The organism is Actinomyces slackii (assembly GCF_900637295.1).
GTDB classification, from domain to species: domain Bacteria; phylum Actinomycetota; class Actinomycetes; order Actinomycetales; family Actinomycetaceae; genus Actinomyces; species Actinomyces slackii.
Genome location: NZ_LR134363.1, coordinates 1,883,111 through 1,901,404 on the forward strand (window position 1 = coordinate 1,883,111; position 18,294 = coordinate 1,901,404).

General features: G+C 70.5%; 16 protein-coding genes and 2 tRNA genes. 8 read left to right on the plus strand and 10 right to left on the minus strand.

What is annotated here, in order from left to right; all coding sequences use genetic code 11:
• Positions 1 to 149 precede the first annotated feature (149 nt).
• Both EL266_RS07850 and EL266_RS07855 read left to right on the plus strand, forming a co-directional pair.
• Positions 150 to 1,457, plus strand: coding sequence for a glutamate-5-semialdehyde dehydrogenase (locus EL266_RS07850; protein WP_026427624.1), 1,308 nt, complete (start codon positions 150 to 152; stop codon positions 1,455 to 1,457).
• A 12-nt stretch (positions 1,458 to 1,469) separates the two neighbouring features.
• Positions 1,470 to 1,868, plus strand: a complete 399-nt coding sequence (locus EL266_RS07855) for a hypothetical protein (RefSeq protein WP_026427625.1) — start codon at positions 1,470 to 1,472, stop codon at positions 1,866 to 1,868.
• A 51-nt stretch (positions 1,869 to 1,919) separates the two neighbouring features.
• On the opposite strand, the gene EL266_RS07860 is transcribed toward EL266_RS07855, so the two are convergent.
• From EL266_RS07860 to EL266_RS07905, 10 genes are all read right to left on the minus strand, one after another.
• On the minus strand, positions 1,920 to 2,582 hold the full coding sequence (locus tag EL266_RS07860; protein WP_026427626.1) for a response regulator transcription factor: 663 nt from the start codon (positions 2,580 to 2,582) through the stop codon (positions 1,920 to 1,922).
• Between the two features lie 38 nt (positions 2,583 to 2,620).
• The gene (locus EL266_RS07865; RefSeq protein ID WP_026427627.1) at positions 2,621 to 4,048 is read right to left on the minus strand and encodes a sensor histidine kinase; all 1,428 of its coding nucleotides are present in this window, start codon (positions 4,046 to 4,048) and stop codon (positions 2,621 to 2,623) included.
• Between the two features lie 46 nt (positions 4,049 to 4,094).
• A complete protein-coding gene (locus tag EL266_RS07870) occupies positions 4,095 to 5,438 on the minus strand; it encodes a UDP-glucose dehydrogenase family protein (protein ID WP_026427628.1) in 1,344 nt (447 codons plus the stop codon).
• Complete coding sequence (locus EL266_RS07875; RefSeq protein WP_034515337.1) at positions 5,429 to 6,469, minus strand: phosphotransferase; 1,041 nt, start codon at positions 6,467 to 6,469, stop codon at positions 5,429 to 5,431. Before EL266_RS07875 ends, EL266_RS07870 begins: the two co-directional genes overlap by 10 nt.
• Positions 6,457 to 7,644, minus strand: coding sequence for a phosphotransferase family protein (locus EL266_RS07880; protein WP_084501006.1), 1,188 nt, complete (start codon positions 7,642 to 7,644; stop codon positions 6,457 to 6,459). The genes EL266_RS07875 and EL266_RS07880 overlap by 13 nt, the downstream gene beginning before the upstream one ends.
• Complete coding sequence (locus EL266_RS07885) at positions 7,641 to 9,422, minus strand: ABC transporter ATP-binding protein (protein ID WP_051281384.1); 1,782 nt, start codon at positions 9,420 to 9,422, stop codon at positions 7,641 to 7,643. The genes EL266_RS07880 and EL266_RS07885 overlap by 4 nt, the downstream gene beginning before the upstream one ends.
• A gap of 103 nt (positions 9,423 to 9,525) precedes the next feature.
• Complete coding sequence (locus tag EL266_RS07890; RefSeq protein WP_026427630.1) at positions 9,526 to 10,671, minus strand: glycosyltransferase family 4 protein; 1,146 nt, start codon at positions 10,669 to 10,671, stop codon at positions 9,526 to 9,528.
• Positions 10,671 to 11,882: a glycosyltransferase gene (locus EL266_RS07895; RefSeq protein WP_026427631.1), complete on the minus strand. Its 1,212-nt coding sequence runs from the start codon at positions 11,880 to 11,882 to the stop codon at positions 10,671 to 10,673. Before EL266_RS07895 ends, EL266_RS07890 begins: the two co-directional genes overlap by 1 nt.
• The gene (locus tag EL266_RS07900) at positions 11,879 to 13,066 is read right to left on the minus strand and encodes a glycosyltransferase family protein (protein WP_034515340.1); all 1,188 of its coding nucleotides are present in this window, start codon (positions 13,064 to 13,066) and stop codon (positions 11,879 to 11,881) included. The genes EL266_RS07895 and EL266_RS07900 overlap by 4 nt, the downstream gene beginning before the upstream one ends.
• A 180-nt stretch (positions 13,067 to 13,246) precedes the next feature.
• Positions 13,247 to 14,023 (minus strand): DeoR/GlpR family DNA-binding transcription regulator, encoded by a 777-nt coding sequence (locus EL266_RS07905; protein WP_026427632.1) that lies wholly within the window; start codon positions 14,021 to 14,023, stop codon positions 13,247 to 13,249.
• Positions 14,024 to 14,329: 306 nt separating this feature from the next.
• Here EL266_RS07905 and nadD point away from each other — a divergent pair, with 306 nt between their 5' ends.
• The 6 genes from nadD (at position 14,330) to EL266_RS07935 (ending at position 18,286) form a co-directional block, all read left to right on the plus strand.
• The gene (gene nadD, locus EL266_RS07910; RefSeq protein WP_026427633.1) at positions 14,330 to 15,013 is read left to right on the plus strand and encodes a nicotinate-nucleotide adenylyltransferase; all 684 of its coding nucleotides are present in this window, start codon (positions 14,330 to 14,332) and stop codon (positions 15,011 to 15,013) included.
• On the plus strand, positions 15,003 to 16,856 hold the full coding sequence (locus EL266_RS07915; protein ID WP_026427634.1) for a hypothetical protein: 1,854 nt from the start codon (positions 15,003 to 15,005) through the stop codon (positions 16,854 to 16,856). Before nadD ends, EL266_RS07915 begins: the two co-directional genes overlap by 11 nt.
• A gap of 63 nt (positions 16,857 to 16,919) precedes the next feature.
• Positions 16,920 to 17,324, plus strand: coding sequence for a ribosome silencing factor (gene rsfS, locus EL266_RS07920; protein ID WP_026427635.1), 405 nt, complete (start codon positions 16,920 to 16,922; stop codon positions 17,322 to 17,324).
• 3 nt (positions 17,325 to 17,327) lie between these two features.
• Positions 17,328 to 17,927, plus strand: a complete 600-nt coding sequence (locus tag EL266_RS07925) for a histidine phosphatase family protein (RefSeq protein WP_026427636.1) — start codon at positions 17,328 to 17,330, stop codon at positions 17,925 to 17,927.
• A 121-nt stretch (positions 17,928 to 18,048) separates the two neighbouring features.
• Positions 18,049 to 18,124: transfer RNA gene (locus EL266_RS07930), tRNA-Ala, on the plus strand.
• Between the two features lie 89 nt (positions 18,125 to 18,213).
• Positions 18,214 to 18,286 (plus strand) — tRNA-Ala (locus EL266_RS07935).
• The last annotated feature ends 8 nt before the right edge of the window (positions 18,287 to 18,294 follow it).

The window sequence follows — 18,294 nt, forward strand, 5'->3', positions numbered from 1 at the left end:
GGCGAGTCGGGAGGCGGCGTCATGGGCTCTGAGCGGCACGCGAGCCTGGGCGTGAGCCCGGCACTGGTGCGGGGGCTCTCAGCGGGTTGCCTCCGGTAAGTCAGGTCGTGCCCACCCCGTTCTTATCTTTTCACCGTAGGGTAGGGCGCATGGCTGAATCGACCGCCCCCCGGGATGCTCAGGACCTTGTCGCCGCCACTGCCAGTGCCGCCCGCACGGCGCAGCGCTCCATAGCCGGGGCCCCGCGCGCGGTCAAGGATGCGGCTCTTGTGGCCATGGCCGATGCCCTGGTGGCCCACACCGATGAGATCCTGACCGCCAATGCCTCGGACCTCCAGCGGGGCCGGGACTCCGGCATGAAGCCCGGGCTCCTGGACCGCCTGGCCCTGGACGCCTCCCGTCTGGAGGGCATCGCCGAGGCCCTGCGGGAGATCGCCGCCCTGCCCGACCCGGTGGGTCAGATCCTTGACGGCTCGGTCATGCCCAACGGCCTGCGTGTGCGGCGCGTGCGCGTGCCCATCGGGGTGGTCGGCATGATCTACGAGGCCCGTCCCAATGTGACCGTCGATGTGGCGGCCCTGGCCATCAAGGCGGGCAACGCCGTCATCCTCCGGGGCGGCAGCGCGGCCCAGGACTCCAACGCCGCCATCATCGCTGCCCTGCGCTCGGCCCTCAAGGCTCAAGGGCTGCCCCCTGAGCTCGTGGCCAGTATCGACGCGGCCGGGCGCGAGGGCGCCACGGCGCTCATGCGAGCCCGCGGGGCCATCGACCTGCTGGTGCCGCGCGGCGGCGCCGGCCTCATCCGCTCGGTGGTCGAGAACTCCATCGTCCCAGTCATCGAGACCGGCTCCGGCAACTGCCATGTCTACGTCGATGCCAGCGCCCAGCAGGATGAGGCCGTCGAGATCATCATCAATGCCAAGACTCAGCGCGTCGGCGTCTGCAACGCCGCCGAGACGCTCATCGTCCACCGGGAGATCGCGAAGGCCTGGCTGCCGCGGGCAGCCGAGGCGCTGTGGCAGAAGGGCACCACTCTGCACGCCGATGAGCAGGCTCTCCAGATCCTGGCCCCCGCCGCAGGCGCTGGCGGGCATGAGGCGCTCCTGGAGGCCGCCACCCCCGAGGACTGGGAGACCGAGTACGGCTCCCTGGACCTGGCCGTGCGCGTGGTCGACGACGTCCAGGCCGCCATCGAGCACATCCGCGCCCACACCACGGGCCACACCGAGGCCGTCCTGGCACAGGACGCCTCTGTCATCAACGACTTCATCGCCGGCATGGACTCGGCGGCCGTTATCGTCAACGCCTCGACCCGCTTCACCGACGGCGGCCAGTTGGGGCTGGGAGCCGAGCTGGGGATCTCCACCCAGAAGCTCCATGCCCGCGGTCCCATGGGCCTTGCGGAGCTGACCACCACGATGTGGATCGTTGAGGGCGACGGACATATCCGCACCTGAGAGGAGCGCCTGATGAGGAGCCTGTTCACCAGCCGCGGCCGTGCGATCGCCGCCATCACCGTTCCCGTCACCTCCGTCCTCCTGGCCTGGGTGACCTGGGCAGCGCTCAGCGAGCCCGGCGCGAAGGTCAATGAGCCGGGCATCGTCATGACCTCCACATCCACGGCGGCGCAGCGGGAGGCCTGGCCCCCCTCATCATCGGTGCCCACGCCCTCGACCCCCACCAGCTCCGAAGCCGTCGAGCCCGCAGCGCCCGCCACGGTCGAATCCGGGCCGGCCGCGCCACCCGTGTCAGAGCCTCCCGCGTCAGAGCCCTCGGCCCAGCAGGCGCCCGCCCCGGCGCCGACTCCAACGGATGATGATCTCGACGATGATGACGACGACCTCGGTGAGGTCGACATCGACGACTGAGGCCGACGGTCCGCCGCCAGGGCCCGGCAGCGCCGGCGCGACCACCCCGGTTCACACGAGGCGGTAACCCATCCCTCGCACGGTCTGGACCCGGTCCTTGCCGAGTTTGGCGCGCAGATACGAGATGTAGACCTCCACCACATTGGAGCCGGGGTCGAAGTCATAGCCCCACACCGAGCTCAGCAGTTGCTCGCGACTGAGGACCTGACCGGGGTGGCGCATGAGGGTCTCCGCCAGGGCGAACTCTCGGGCGGAGAGCTCGATGATCCGGCCATCGGCCTCCATGGTGCGCGTGCGCAGGTCCAGGACCAGGTCCCGGTGGGTGAGCTGGGTGGGGTCGGCCGCTGCTGAGGCATCTGAGCGCAGGCGCACCCGGATGCGGGCGAGGAGTTCCTCGAAGGAGAAGGGCTTGGGCATGTAGTCGTCGGCCCCTCCTTCCAGGCCGGCGACCCTGTCGGCCACCGAGGAGCGGGCGGTGAGCATGATCACAGGGGTGGAGACGCCCTGCCCCCTGATCTGCTCCAGGACGGCGAATCCATCGGTGTCGGGCAGTCCGACGTCCAGGATGATCAGGTCGATATCGTCCTGGACCGCCAGGTGGATCGCCTCATTGCCCGAGGCGGTGGTCTGCGCTGTGAACCCCGCGGCCCTGAGCCCCTTGACCAGGAAGGAGGCGATGCGGGTCTCGTCCTCGACGACGAGGATGCTACTCATCGAAGCCTACCCTTCGTTGCGGTGCTGGACGGTCGATACTAACGGCCAATGCCCCCGCAGGGCATCCGCAGGGTGAAGGTCGAGCCGGCTGATGGCTGGGAGGCGATGTCGAGCGTGCCCTGGTGCGCCCCGATGATGGACTCCACGATGCTCAGCCCCAGGCCGGTGCCGTGGGCCTTGCGCTCGGCGTCGGCGCTCCTGCCGAAGCGCGTGCGCACCAGGTCCAGGTCCTTCTCAGCGATGCCGATTCCCTCATCGGTGACCCACAGGAGAAGCTCGTCGTTGTCGATGCGCGACCCCATGGCGATGCGCGTGCCGGGATCGGAGTACTTCACCGCATTGGCGGCCAGCTGCAGCCAGGCCTGGGTCAGGCGCAGGCGGTCCACCCTGCAGGTGGCTGTCGCCGTCTCCTGCAGCTCCCATCGCCTGTCTCCCAGGGCCTGGGCCTTGTCGAAGACCCCCAGCGTCAGGTCCTCGACGTCCACCTCCTCGGGGATGATGAGATCGGCGCCCGTGGACTTCGCCAGCAGCAGCAGGTCGTTGACCAGGATGCCCATGCGATCCAGCTCCTCGATGGCCAGGGTCTGGGTCTGGGTGACATCCTCGGCGTCCTGGGGGTCCAGGAGCTCAAGATGCCCCCGGATGATCGTGATGGGCGTGCGCAGCTCGTGGCCGATGTCATCGAGCAGGCTGCGCTCGGCCTCCACCGAGCGCTGGACCCGGTCCAGCATCCAGTTGATGGTCTGGGCCAGGACGCTGAGGTCGTCCCGCCCCCGCACCGGGACCCGGGAGGTCAGGTCGTTGTCCCCTATCGACTCGGTGGCGCGCCGCAGCTCGCCGATGGGGCGCAGCAGCCGCTCGACGCCGAACCAGCTCAGGGCGGAGACCAGGGCTATGGTGAACACCGCCGAGGCCGCGTAGAGGAGCATGGTGCGCCTGAGCTCCTGGCCCGCGGCGTCCAGGTCGATGATGTGGACCAGGGCGGCCTGGGCTCTGCCGTCCCGCAGGGGAACCACCATCACCCGATAGGAGCCCTTGTCCGTCTCCATGGTGGTGATCACCGACTCGTCGGCCACCACGTGGGGCTCGAGCGCCTCGACCAGCTGGGCATCCTGGTCCGGCCTGAGCGTCGTGTTCTCAGCGGGACGCCATTTGACCTCCCGGCCCACGAATCCCAGCTCGCTCTCCCCGGGATGGATGACCGCGCGCTGGATGTGGGTGTAGACCACCTGTGAGGCATTGGTGAACCGGGCGCCGGTCGAGGGATCCACCCCCTGGGTGGCCAGCACCCTGAAGCGATTCCGGTTGCGCTCCAACTGCTCATCGATCTCGGCGCGCAAGCTGCTCTGGCCCAGGAGCCACACGATCGTGCCCGACATGGCCAGGGCGATGGTGGCCACCAGGATGATGGCCGCCATGACCCGGGTCCCGACGGTGAAGGTCGGTGCGATCTGCTCGGCGCGCACGGGACCATTGTGCCCGGTGCCCGGCCCCTGCCCCAGCATGATGCGGCTACCGGCCCATGCCGGTGTAGGACCACCCGGCGGCCCGCCACGCCTGGGGATCCAGGGCATTGCGGCCGTCGATGATGATCGGGCGGGCCACCAGCTCAGCGGCTCGGGCCGGGTCGAGCTCGACGAACTGCTGCCACTCGGTCAGCAGCAGGACCAGCTCGGCGCCCTTGAGGGCCTCCTCGACGTCGACCTGCGGCAGCAGGCCGGGATGGGACTGCGCCACGCCGTCCAGTGCCTTGGGATCGCAGATGGTGACCGTGGCCCCCAGCTGGGCCAGCCGGTCGGCCACATCCAGGGCGGGGGAATCGCGCCGATCATCGCTGTTGGGCTTGAAGGCGGCCCCCAGGATCGTCACCGCCATGCCCTCCATGCCCTCCATGCCCTTGACGCCCTCCGGGCCGCCCTGGGCGTGCTGGACGGCCAGCTCGACGATGTGCTCGCGCTGCGCCTGGTTGATGGCATCGACCTGGGCGAGCAGATCGGCCAGGGCATCGACTCCCATGGAGACGGCCGAGGCCCGCAGGGCGCGGATGTCCTTGGGCAGGCAGCCGCCCCCGAATCCCACGCCCGCCTGCAGGAAGCGGTGGCCGATGCGCTGGTCGTGCCCCAGCGCCTGGGCGAGCACCGTGACGTCGGCCCCTGCGGCCTCGCACATGGCCGACATGGCGTTGATGAAGCTGATCTTGGTGGCCAGGAAGGAGTTGGCGGCGGTCTTGACCAGCTCGGCGGTGGCGTAGTCCATGGTGATTCGCGGGATGCCCTCGGCCAGGAGCTCGGCGTAGACCGTGTCGAGGCTCTGGCATGCCGCCCGGGCCTGGTCGGGGTCATCGGGGAGGCCATAGACGATCCGGTCGGGGTGGAGGGTGTCCTTGACGGCCAGTCCCTCGCGCAGGAACTCGGGGTTCCACACCACGTGGGCGCGGCCGGCCAGGCGGCGGGCCACCTCGCGGGCGGTTCCCACCGGCACCGTTGACTTGCCCACCACCAGGGGGCTGCCCCCCTCGGGCAGGTGCTCGAGCAGCAGGTCGACGGCGGAGAAGACCTGGGAGAGGTCCGCGCCCCCGCCGTGGGCGGACTGGGGGGTGCCCACGGCGATGAAGTGGACATCGGCCAGGGCCAGGTCCTCGGTGGTGGGCTCCGCGGTGAAGCGCAGGCGATGGTCGGCGGCGCCGGGGGCCAACAGCTCGGGCAGGCCGGGCTCGTAGAAGGGGGCCTCGCCCCGGGCCAGGGTGCTTGCGCGGTGGGGGTCGGTGTCGATGCCCAGAACGTCATGGCCCAGGTGAGCCATGGCCGCCGCGTGGACGGCTCCGAGGTATCCGCATCCGATTACTGTCAGGCGCATGGTGCGCTCCAATCCTTGGTGGTGTTCATCATGGTGTGCTCCAGGCGTCGCTGCACCCATTGTGGGAGCCAGGCCCGGGCTGTCGGCCGGAAGGCGTGGACGAAGATGAGGCGCAGGGCCGAGGCATGGCGGTAGGCGGCAAGGCGCGCCCTGGTGGTCGGTGCCCTGGCGGCCATGTCCTCCACGAGCCCTTCGATGCGCTGATGCGCCGAGGGGGACAGGCGCCCCCGGAGGGCCATGAGCTCGACATGGCAGAGCAGGTTGCCCAGATCCAGTGCCGCCTCGGCACGGGCGGCGGTGTCCAGGTCCAGGACGGACAGGTCGGTGCCGTCCCAGAGCAGCTGCCCCTCATGAAGGTCGCGGTGAGCCAGGACCAGCTCCCCAGGGTCCTCCATGAGACTGGCGCAGGCCGTATCGACTGCTGTCTCCAGGTCCCGGGGATCCTCCACGAGCCCTGCCAGCACCCCGTGCTCCTGGGCCCGCCCCAGCCAGTGGCGCAGGACCTCGGCCTCCTGGGCCGGGCCGTGGACGGGAAGATCACCATGCGCGTCGCCAGGTGCCCTGCCGAGCGCGCCCCAGGCCTGTGCCAGGCGTCTCCAGCCGGGCAGGCCCGCGTCTCCCAGATCGCCCAGGCTGCTCCCGGGCAGGAGCTCGAAGTCGATGTGGGCATGCCCGATCTCACGGATCTCGGCGGTGCGCAGCCCCGTGGAGCACAGCGCCTGGGCCAGCTCCTGGGAGGCCGGCATGCTCGCCCGGCCGGGCCGGAGCAGCTTTCTGACCCCGCCTGGCCCCACCACAACCGCCCTGCGCCCGGCACGGTGCACCACGAGCTCACCGTCAAGGCCGGGGGTCAGTCCGGGCAGTGCCGGGTCGCGGGCGTAGTCCAGCAGGTGGGTCGCGCCGTCGGGGCCGATGGATCCCGCGCGCAGGCGACCCTCATCGTCACGGGACTCGAAGACCAGGCCGCCCTTCTTGCCGGGCCATGCCCGCTCCAGTCCGGGAACTGTGCACAGGATGCTCAGAGCGTCCACGATCCGCCCCCCTTCACGCGCCCATCGCCCCGCTCCAGGTCGGCGACCTGGGACTCCAGGCGGTCGAGCCGCGCCGAGATGGCCTCGGCCCACCGCGGATCCCCATGGCGCAGGGGCTCGGCCAGTCGGGAGAGCTCGGCCAGGCAGGTGGCCGCGCGCAGGTCCGTGATGCTGGGAGGCGCGCCGCCTGCCGCCTTATAGCCCTCCAGAAGGGCCTCGAACTCCTCATGGGCGGCCATCGCTCGGTATGAGCCCAGGTCCAGGCAGACCGGAGCCAGCCGGGCGCGGTCGAAGTCGGTGAGCCACACGCGCCCATCGGCCGGATCGCGCAGCACCTGGTCAGGCGAGGCATCGCCGTGGATCAGGGCCGGGGCGCCGGTCAGGGCGTCGGTCAGGGGACCGGCCACAGCCCGGACGCGCCTAGCCAGCTCGGGCATCAGGGGCTCCAGGATGCGCGCATGCGTGGCGGCAAGGTCCTCGGCCCTGGGTGCTCCGCGATCCAGGCGCCTGTGCACCTGGTCGGGCAACTGTCCTGCTGCGTCATGCAGGCGGGCGAAGATGGCGCCCGCCGCACGGGAGGCCTCCTGGTCGGGGCCCCGCTCCAGGTCGGTGGTGCCGCACCAGTCCTGACGGCTGTAGTGGCCGGCATCCCACCGCTCGCCCAGCTCATGGAGCCGCGGCGCGGGCAGGATCCCCTCCACGGCGCGGTGGACATCATCACCGAGGCCCCCGGATGTCGCGCGGATGCGCACAACGGTCTCGCCGTCGCGCAGCACCAGCCGCCGCGCAGGGTTGTAGCGCAGAACATCACCGGTGGCCCATCCCTCCAGCAGGCTGTGCTCAACCGCCTGCCGCAGATAGGGGGACAGCTTGGGATCGGTGTCGATGCCGCCGGACTGGAGGATGAGGCCTCCCGCCAGGTCGCGGGTGATCACCGCGGAGCCGATGCGCGCGGCCTGCTGCCGCGTCTTGGCCGCCTTGGAGGCCGAGACCGGCCACAGGACGCGGGCCCAGCCCGCAGGCCGTCCCCCGGGCCGCTCCGCCAGACCCAGCATGAGGGAGACCCCCGGCTTGACGCGCATCTGCACGGCTCGCACCGGGCGGCCGATCAGCTCGCTGAGCCGCTCGGCGTCCAGCACCTCGGTGACGGCGGCGAGAGTCGAGACGCTGCTCATGAGTCCTCCTGGGCAGTCGCGGACTGGTGGTCCTCCTGGGTGGCCGTGCGCGCCCAGTCCCGAAAGTCCTGGGAGGTCAGCAGCAGTTCCCTGGGGGCGCCATTGAGCAGAATGCGCCCATCCTGGATCCACACCACCCGGCCCGCGCGCAGGGCGGCCTGGGGCTCGTGGGTGACCGTCAGCGTGGTGCGGCCCTCCACCAGGTGGTCGACGGCGTCGAGCACCAGCGACGTCGACGCGGGGTCCAACCCGGTGGTGGCCTCGTCGAGGACCACGATCCGCGAGTCGCGCAGGAAGGCCCGGGCGATGGCCACGCGCTGGCGCTGACCGCCCGACAGGGTTCCGCCCCGCTCGCCGACCACCGTGTCATACCCGTCGGGCATGGCCGAGATGAAGTCGTGGGCGTAGGCCGCGCGGGCGGCCCGCTCAACCTCCTCATCACTGGCCCCGGGCCGGCCCAGGCGAATGTTCTCCCTGATGGTGCCGGTCAGCAGCACCGCCTCCTGATGGAGCACCGAGACCTGGGAGCGCAAATGGCTCAGCTCCAGCTCGGGCAGGGGGGTGCCGTCCAGGCTCACCGTCCCTGATGTGGGATCCATGGCCCGCACCACCAGGGAGGCCAGAGTGGACTTGCCCGACCCGGAGGGGCCCACCAGCGCCACGTGCTCCCCGGGGCGCACGGTGAGGTCAACCCCGTGGAGCACCTCAACACCCTCATAGGCCGCGCGCACCGAGGCGAAGCGGAGCATGCCGCGCACCTCGCTGGGCGCCAGCCCCGAGTGCGGGGAGACGATATCCGGCTCCACGGCCATGAGATCCGCCACCCGCTCGCCCGAGGCCGTGGCACGTGCGATGCGCCCGGTGTACTTGGCCATGTCGCGCAGTGGCTTCATCGTGGTGCGCAGGTAGGTGGTGAACAGCACCAGGTCTCCAGGGGTCATGGCCCCCTGCAGGACCCGCATCCCACCGCCGACGATGACCACCGCCGTGGCCAGGCCCACGATGACATCCGTCGAGCGCTCCAGGCGGGCGGCGATCCTCCGGGAGCGCACGCCCTCTCTCAGGGACACGGCATTGGCGCCGGTGAAGCGCTCCTGGAGCAGCGGCTCCAGCCCGTAGGCCTGGACCACCTTGATTGCGGACAGCGCCTCCTGGGCCGTATTGGCCAGGTTCCCCTCAGAGCGGCGCGAGCGCAGCGAGGCCGCCGTGATCCGCTTGGAGGACCCTTGGGAGGTCAGGGCGAACAGCGCCACCGCCACCACCACGATCATGGCCAGCAGCGGGTCAAGCACCACCATGACGATCAGCATGACCAGAAGGGTCAGCATGTTGGCGGCCAGGGGAAGGCCCGCCGTGACCGCCACCTCCTGCATGCGGTTGACATCGGCGATGAGCCGCTGAACGGTGTCAGCGCTGCGGTTGCGGGCATGGAACTGCTGGGACAGGCCCTGGACGTGCTGGAAGGCGCGGGCGCGCAGCGAGGCCGCGGTGCGCGAGCCCACCAGGGCGAAGGCCACGGTGGCCAGGTAGTTGCACAGGGCTCGCGCCGCGACGAGTCCCACCAGGACGGCGCCCATGCCCAGGAGCAGGCCCAGGGTCGCGGGCGCGGTTCCTGTCGATGAGCCCATGGAGGCCACCACGGCGTCGATGACGATCTTCAGCGGCCAGGGCTCCAGCACGCGGAAGGCCACCTCGGCCAGGAGGACCACCGTGCCGCCCACCATGAGGCGCCACTGGGGGGCGGCGTCGGGCCGCAGCAGTCGGAGGGTCTGGCGCAGCGCCGTGGGGCGGTTGCGCTCGTCGTCGGCCCTGCCCTTCGTGCGGGACCGGCCGCTTGCAGACCCCTTATCGCCCGGCGCGCCAGAGCCGCGCGCGGGTGCGTCAGTCATCAGCGACCCCCGCATGATCCAGGATCGTGCGCACCACCATCATCCACGAGTGCTGCTCGATGGCGCGCTCGCGGCTGCGCAGGCCCAGGTCGGCCCGGGCTTCCGGATCGGCTGCCAGGGCATCGATCTGCCGGGCCAGTGCCGTGGGATTGGAGGGCTCGACCAGGATGCCCACCCCGGACAGGAGCTGGGGGATCTGCCCGACGTCGGAGGCCACCACGGGCAGCCCGGCCGCCATGTACTCCAGGACCTTCAGGGGGGAGAAGTACTGCTGGTCCTGGCCGCCGAGGTCGGGGTAGGGAGCCACGCCGATCGCTGATCCGGCCAGGTGAGAGCTCATGTCCTGGGGGGCGACGGCGCCGCGGAAGTCGACCGTGAGTCCCAGGGCGGTGGCCTGGGACTCGAGCGCCTCGCGCTCAGGCCCATCGCCGATGATCCGCAGGTTCCAGTCGACTGTGGCCCGGGACGCGGCCTCGAGCAGATCGGCAACCCCGTGCCAGGGCTTGAGGGTGCCCACGAAGGTGACCACCACGGAGTCGGCCTCGTCCTGAGGGGTGATGCGACGCACTGAGACCCCGTTGGGAACGGTGTGAATGCGAGCATGAATCTCCGGGGCGCTCTCCATGCCGGCGGTGGCCTGGCGCACCCAGGACGCCACCGGGTCCGAGACGCAGATCGTGGCTGCGGCGGCGGCCGCCTGGGCGAGCAGGACCTCGTGGGCGCGCTCCTCATCGACCAGGTGGCGATGGGTGCGCTGCTCATCGATCAAAGGGGCGTTGACCTCCAGGATGCCGGGGATGCCCAGTGCCGAGGTGATCTCCGCCAGGGCCTGGCTGAACAGGGAGTAGCGCTCATAGACCAGGTCGGCCCCGGCGTCGATGACCATCTGGGCGGCCTGAGCGGCGGCAATGCCCTGGGCCCGTTCGCGCAGTGCGGGGTCCTGAGCGCCGGCGGGCAGGTGGTGGACCTCCAGGTCCGCAAGGTCATCGGGGAGGTGCTCACCGGTGCGGGCCGCGTACAGGGCCACCTCGTGGCCCAGTGCCCGCAGCTCGCGGATGACCTCCTGGATGTGGACTGAGGCCCCCTTGGTCCCGAATGCCGGGATGCCAGGGTCCATGCAGATATAGGCGACGCGCATCAGAATCCTCCCCATCGTCCGGACTGCCAGGCGGACAGGGCCGCCGCCTGGTGCCGGGAATCGAACTGCTCCTCGATCAGTGCCCGCGCCCCCTGGGACAGGGCCAGGATGTCCACGGTCCCCTCGGCGATGCTTCGCAGCGCCCGGGCGATCTCCGCGGGATCCCCCGGGGGCAGCAGCAGGCCGGTCTCACCGTCGCGCACCACCTCGGGCAGGCCCGAGACCGCGGTGGCCACCACAGGTGTGCCGCAGGCCATGGCCTCCAGGATCACCGTGGGAAGGCCATCGACATTGCCGTCGGCCGCTTCCACGCAGGGAGCCACGAAGGCGTCGGAGCGCTCCAGCAGACCACGGACCTCCTCCTGAGTCAGGGGCCCCAGAAGCCGGATCTGACCGGCCAGGCCCAAGGCCTCGATCTGAGCGGTCAGGCGCTGGCGCTCCTCGCCATCCCCGGCAATCTCCACTTGGACGGGGACGGAGGCGTCAGCCAGCAGGCGCACGGCCTCGACGAGGTCCGCGAAGCCCTTCTTGGGCACCAGGCGCCCCACGGCGCACACCTGCAGGGGCAGGGTCGGGCGGACGGGGGGCCGGTACTCGAAGCGGCTGAGCTCCAGAGCGTTGTAGCGCAGGGAGATCCTGGCGCCGCTGCCCTCGAGCTCATGGCGAAGGTGCGCCTCGTTGAACTGGCTGATGGCGATGACCCGGTCGGCGTCGGCGCAGATGCGCTTCAGCCACTGCGGGTCCACGGACTCATGGAAGATGTCCTTGGCGTGCGTGGTCACCGTGTAGGGGATCCCGGTCAGGGCCGAGGCGATCCAGGTCACCCGGCCGGCCAGGGAGGCGAAGTGCGCGTGCAGATGCGTGATGCCGTCAGCCAGCGCCTGGTGGGCCAGGGACACCGCCTGCGCGACCTCATCGCCGTTGAGATCGGCCACGACGGGCATGATCCGGGAGAAGCGCTCGCGCAGCTCCTCGGTGTCCAGGTTGGCGGACAGCTGGGCCCACATGCCCTTGGCCGTCATGGAGCGCTCCACCCAGTGGACCTGGGCGCGCACCCTGGCGATCTCGGGGTGGAAGCGGGCATCGGTGGTGGGGCGCAGCGCGTAGATGGACAGGTCATCGCCCAGCGCCTCGCGGGCCAGGATCTCGGTGACGATGAAGGTCTCGGAGAACCTGGGGTAGACCTTGAGGACGTATCCGATCCGCTTCATGCCACTCGCCCCTCGATGAGGCGCGGGCCGCGCAGCAGCTCGCGGGCCAGGCGCGGCACGGCGGCCAGTCCGTCGAGGTCGAGGTGGGCACGACTGACCTGGCGGCCCACCATCGAGGCGGCCCAGGCCCCCAGTGCCGAGGAGTCCACGTCCTGGGAGCGCATGAGATCGACGGCGCCGGCCTGCTCCAGGCCTCGGGCGCGGATGAGCTGCTCCAGGCGCGGGACCTCCCGGGGCACGATCAGCGCGGGGGTGGAGGTGGACAGGATCTCGCAGATGGTGTTGTAGCCGCCCATCGAGATGACCGCCGATGCGTCGGCCACATGCCGACTCATGCCCGGCCAGGTCCGCCGAACCAGGGTCCGGCTGCCTCCGGCGGCTGCGATGCTCAAGAACTCCTCGTCGCTGAGCTGGGGTCCGGTGACCACCACATGCTCGTGGCCGATGGGCGGCTTCATAGCCGCGGCTGCCAGGAGGAGGTCGTATCCATCCGAGCCGCCACCGGCCGTGGTTAGGACGAAGGGCGTGGTGTAGGGCTCGACCTGAGCCTCCGCCTCGCTGCGACCGTGGGCCAGGTAGCCGGTGAAGCGGATGCGGTCGATGAGACCGGTGGGCGCCTCACCGGTGTCCACCAGGTCATGGACTGCCGGGTCGCCGTAGACCCACACGTGATCGACGAGCTCTCGCAGCAGCTCGGTCGAGCCCAGGGCGCTCCACTCGCGGGCCAGGGCGTCAGGGGTGTCGAGGACCTCGCGCAGGCCGAGGACCACCTTGGCGCGCGGGTGCCTGCGCTTGAGGCTGCGAAGCGGATCGCGCAGTTCCTGGCGCACACCGTAGGGGTGGCGGTCGACGATGAGCAGGTCCGGGGCGAAGGAGGACAGGGCGGCGTCCAGGAGGCTGGAGCGCATGAGGCCGAGCTCGGTGCGCGAGACCCCCAGCCTGCGAGGCTCGTAGCCATCGGCCCCCTTGGCCACTCCGGGCAGGACCAGCCAGTCGAAGCCCTCGGGCAGGTCGAATCCCTCCCCGGGGGCCAGCCCGGTGATGACCATGCCGGTGACCGGGGCACCGGTCAGCGAGGGCAGGCCCTGGGCCAGGTGGTGGGCCAGCGCCAGGTTGCGGCGCAGATGCCCCAGGCCCTGGGCATCGTGACTGTAGAGCATCACTCTGATGGGAGCGGCGGTCATGGGACCTCCCCTTCCTGGTCGCTGTCATGAGACTGGCCCGGACTGGGCCAGACTCAAGCCTGGAGGGCCAGAAATAGGCGGCCATGAGGAGGAGATGAGAGAACTCTAAACTAGATGAGGGCGGCCAGGATCGGGGCGCCGGGCCTGCGCTGGGCCCGCGCTGCGGCCCTCACGCGGTCCTCACACGAGGCGGACCTCCAGGCCCGCTCGCTGCAGTCTCTCGATCACGGCGGGGTCAGCGCCGTCGTCGGTGATGAGCAGATCGATCTGATCGAGGCGGCTGATCAGCGCGAAGGCGGAGGCGCCCAGCTTGGTGTGGTCGCAGACCGCCACCACGCGTCGCGCGGCCCGCACCAGGGCGGCATTGACCGCGGCCAGTGACTCGTGCGGGGTGTAGGTGCCGTGCTCGTCGATGCCCTCGACGCCGAGGAAGAGGGTGCCGATGGTGATGGAGGGCAGGATGAGCTCGGACAGGGGGCCGGTCAGCTCAAAGGAGTGGGCCCGGGCCGCCCCGCCGGTGACCACCACGCGCACGCACTGGCGCACGGCGAGCTCGCTGGCGATGTTGATCGCATTAGTGGTGACTGTCACAGGGGTCTCGGGGTCGGTGAGCTCGGGGAGGAGCGCGATCTCTCGGGCGATCTCGGTGGTGGTGGTGCCCCCGTTGAGGCCCACGCTGTCGCCGGGGGACACCATGGCGGCCGCGGCCCGGGCGATGCGGGTCTTCTCCCTGGCCATGCGGGAGGGGCGGTAGCGCAGGGGCAGCTCGCCGGAGGTGGGGTTGGCGCTGGCGCCCCCGCGGGTGCGGGTCACCAGTTGCTGGTCTGCCAGAAGGTCCAGGTCGCGCCGGGCGGTGGCCGCTGAGACGCCCAGGCGGGTGATGATGTCATCGATGTGGACACTGCCCTCCTCGACGACAATGCCCAGGATGGCGGACAGACGCTCGTGGCGGGACATCGGGGTCCTCCTGCATGGTGGTTGCGCTGGGGAAGCCTGCCGGGCGGCGCTGCACGGCGGGCAGAGGGAAGCATAGAGCATAGAGCGGAGCCGGCTGCGGCGCGCACGGGCCGGCAGCGGCAATGGCCCGCCGAAGCAGGATCGTGTGCGCACGCGCACAGTGCCATCAAGGCGCTCAGGATTCGCTGCGGGCGTTGCGCAGGCCCACGCATGTGGCCATACATGGCAGTATGTTCAATGTCTGCATGCATCGGCACCATCGGAGGGACCTGACGTGACCGCCAGTCATGGAACGAGGCGCACGGCGTGAGCGCACCTGCACGCCCGCTGCGCATCGGCATCATGGGCGGAACCTTTGATCCCATCCACCACGGGCACCTCGTGGCGGCCAGTGAGGTTCAAAGCGTTTTCGAGCTTGACGAGGTCATCTTCGTGCCCACCTGGGCTCAGCCCTTCAAGAAGGACCATCGCGTCTCCCCGGCCGAGCACCGCTACCTCATGACTGTCGTGGCCACGGCCTCCAATCCGCGCTTCACGGTCTCCCGGGTTGATATTGATCGCGGGGGAACCACCTACACCATCGACACCCTCCACGATATCGGCGCGGAGTATCCGGGTGCTGAGCTGTACTTCATCACCGGCGCGGATGCCTTGGCGCAGATCTTGACCTGGAAGGACAGTGACGAGATCTTCGATCTTGCTCATCTGGTGGGGGTCACGCGGCCAGGGCATGCGCTGACCGAGTCCGGCGTCCCGCGGGATCGCGTCTCGCTGCTGGAGGTCACGGCAATGGCGATCTCGTCAACGGAGTGCCGTCGGCGGGTCAGCCAGGGGGTTCCCGTGTGGTACCTGGTTCCTGACGGCGTTGTGCAGTACATCCGCAAGTATGGGCTTTATCGTATGCCTCTGCGGCCCTCATCGGCGACGTCGATGACGGCGCGGGTGGCCCACGAGCAGTCCCTGAGGAAGGAGAACGACGGTGAGCACTGATCAGACCGGCGTTAACGACCCAGCGTCCAACGAGTTGACGGAGGGCGCGCAGGGTCGGCCACGCAGCAGCCGCCGCGCGATCCGACAGGCTGAGCGGGCAGCCGAGCGCGAGGCGATCCTGACCGGGCAGCAGCCCCTGCTCACCCGGCGGGAGATGCGGCGCCTGCGCGAGGAGGCCGCGGCGCTGCGCGCAGCGGTGGAGGCCGGGGAGATCACGCCCGAGCAGGCCCGTGCCCTCCAGGACCCCACGGGCCAGCAGTCCCAGGACGGGGGTGCGGACGACGGCGCCGCACCGATCGGGCAGGGAGCCTCGCGCAGCGAGCCGGTGATCCAGGAGCCGGAGGGATGGCAGTCCGACGACGCCGATCAGACCCTGACCGCCCATCCCGCCGTGGAGCACACGCCCTCCTGGAGCGCCGCTCCGGCCGCCGCGCTCGATGCTGAGCCGGCAGCCGCCCAGCTCGGCGAGCCGACGCCTGAGGCCGGGGCGCAGACCGGAGGCTGGCAGAGTGCCAGCGCGGCCAGTGCTGGGAGTGCGGCCAGTGTCGGCAGTGCGCCCAGCGCCAGCAGCGCGGCCAGCGCCGGTAGCGCGGGGCGCGCATGGCGCTCCCTGACAGCCGATGAGGCTGTGGCCATCTCCGAGTTGCCCACCGGGCTCATGGACGCCGTCGATGTTCCCATCGCCTCAGCGGAGGCCGAGCGCGCCGCGGCGGCCGAGGTCCTCACAGAGCCCGCCCCGGTGCCCACTCGGTCCTCACTGCGCGAGAGGCTGGAGACCGGCCAGGTGCCCTCGGTGACGGGGGCCTCGCAGCCCTACGGCACGGTGCCGGGCGAGGACGCCGGGCAGGATCTGCCCGGCCCCGCCGAGATGGAGGCGCCTGTCCAGGGCGGTGCCGAGCCCTCGCCCTACGCCATGGCCTCCGATGAGGGCTATGCGGCGGGGCAGGAGGCTGAGCCCGCGGTGCCTGCAGGGGCTGAGCCCCACGGTGCTGCGGCGCTGCCCCAGTGGCAGTCCGGCCAGGAGGATTCCAGCGCGGTTCAGGCGGCCAACGCCGTGCCGGTGCAGCCATGGGACGACCAGCCGACAGGCGGCTTCGGCGAGCAGGCTGCTCAGCCCGCTCAGCCCACCGATGCTCCCGGCGCCCAGGGCGCGCCGGCGGCGGCCTCTCCCGGCTCGGTGCGGCGCCCGATCGTCAAGATTCCCGCAGCCGCCCAGGGTGTGCGCACGGTCAACATCTCCACTGGAGAGCTCAGTGCCGTCCAGCCCGTGAGCCCGTCGGAGGCCGGTGAGGCCGACGGGGCCGGCCCGGTTGGCGATCAGGAATTCGAGATGCCCGTGGATGAGGCGGTCCAGGCCCTGCCCGATGCCACGGAGACAGGTGTGCTGGACACCAGCGAGGGCGGGTCCGGCTTCGACACCGGGGAGATCCCGCAGTGGAAGTCCCTGCGCGAGCGGATGACCACCGATGACTCCCTGGTGGGAGGCCAGCAGCCGATGAGCCCCTATTCGCTCTCCGGCCAGGCGCCGAGCGCCGAGGTACCGGGCGGCATGCCGGAGCCTGCGGCGGACTCCTTCCAGCAAGAGGCGCGGTGGGATCAGGTCGCGTCGGCTGCCGCGCCATCGGATGAGCAGGCTGATGCCGGGGGCGGTTTCAGCCCCAGGGTTCCGGCCCAGCCCGAGCCCGCCAAGTCCTCGGGACTGGGCAAGGTGCTTCTCATCCTCCTGGTGGTGCTGGTGGTGGCACTGGTGCTGCTCGCGGTGGTGTGGTACTTCCTGAGCAATGGCTCGAACAGCGCTGCGGCCCTGGCCCCCATCGGGCCCTGGGACCGTCAGCTCGTCTAGGCTTGCGTTGCCCGCGATGGCATCGTGGGCAACGAGCATCCGCCCAGACATGTAAGGAGTCCTGTGCCTGCCACTGACCGCGCCATCGAGTTGTGCCGACGCGCCGCGCTGGCGGCCTCGCAGAGGAAGGCCGAGGAGATCATCGCGATCGATGTCTCCGATCGGCTTGCCCTGACCGACGTCTTCCTCATCGCCTCTGGGGCCAATGACCGTCAGGTGCGCGCGATCGTCGATGTCGTCGATGAGGCCATGCTCAAAGCCGGCGCCAAGCGCCGCATGCGTGAGGGGCTGACGGAGGCGCGCTGGGTGCTGCTGGACTACGGGGACGTCGTCGTCCACATCCAGCGCAGCGAGGACCGTGACTTCTACGCCCTGGAGCGGTTGTGGAAGGACTGCCCTGCCATCGAGATCCCCGGACTCGATGACATGACGGCTCTGGATGTGCCTGACTCGGTGGAGGGGGCCTGAGCCGTGGAGCTCGTCCTGTGGCGGCACGGTCAGACCGACGCCAATCTCCACCAGCGCATCCAGGGCCGCTCCAACATTCCACTCAATGCGACGGGTGTGGCTCAGGCGCAGGCGGTGGCACCGGCTTTGGCAGCCCTGGAGCCTCATCGAATCGTGTGCTCGCCCCTGAAGCGCGCTCTGCAGACCGCCGAGGTCCTGGGGGAGCGCTGCGGTCTTGCGGTGACTGTGGAGGAGGGACTGGTCGAGCGCTCCTTCGGGGCCTGGGAGGGCAAGGACCGTCAGGAGATCGCGGCCGGGTGGCCCGAGGAGTACCGCCGTTGGCGTGAGGGCGGGGAGCCTCGGGGCCTGGGGGTGGAGACCCGCGACCAGGTGGCGACCCGTGTGCGCGCTGCGCTGGAGCGCATCTGCGCCACGGCGGAGGAGGATGAGCGCGTCGTGGTGGTCTCCCACGGCTCAGCGTTGAGCATCGCGGCCAGCAGCCTGCTGGGGCAGCGGGTCTCGGCATGGTTCGGGCTCCGTGGCCTGGACAACTGCCGTTACGGGGTGCTGCGCTCGGCCCGGCGCGAGCCGGGCTGGGTGCTGACGGGGTGGAACCTCGGCTGAGGCGGGGGCCCTGGGCCGCTTGGGGGAGTGGTGAGGTAGTGCACGCCCCGGGGATTTGCCCCGCTGGCCTTGAACTCCATACAGTTATCCGCGTCGCCCGCCGGGGCGGTGCCCGAGTGACGGGGCTATGGCGCAGTTGGTAGCGCGCTTCCATGGCATGGAAGAGGTCGGGGGTTCGAATCCCCCTAGCTCCACCAGCGAGTGAGTCCAACCATCCCTACCCGGGACGAGGCTCCTTCGCTGAGGCCGGGGTGACCGGCCACGACCCGCGAGGGTCGCCCACCACGGGGCTATGGCGCAGTTGGTAGCGCGCTTCCATGGCATGGAAGAGGTCGGGGGTTCGAATCCCCCTAGCTCCACCCAGTTC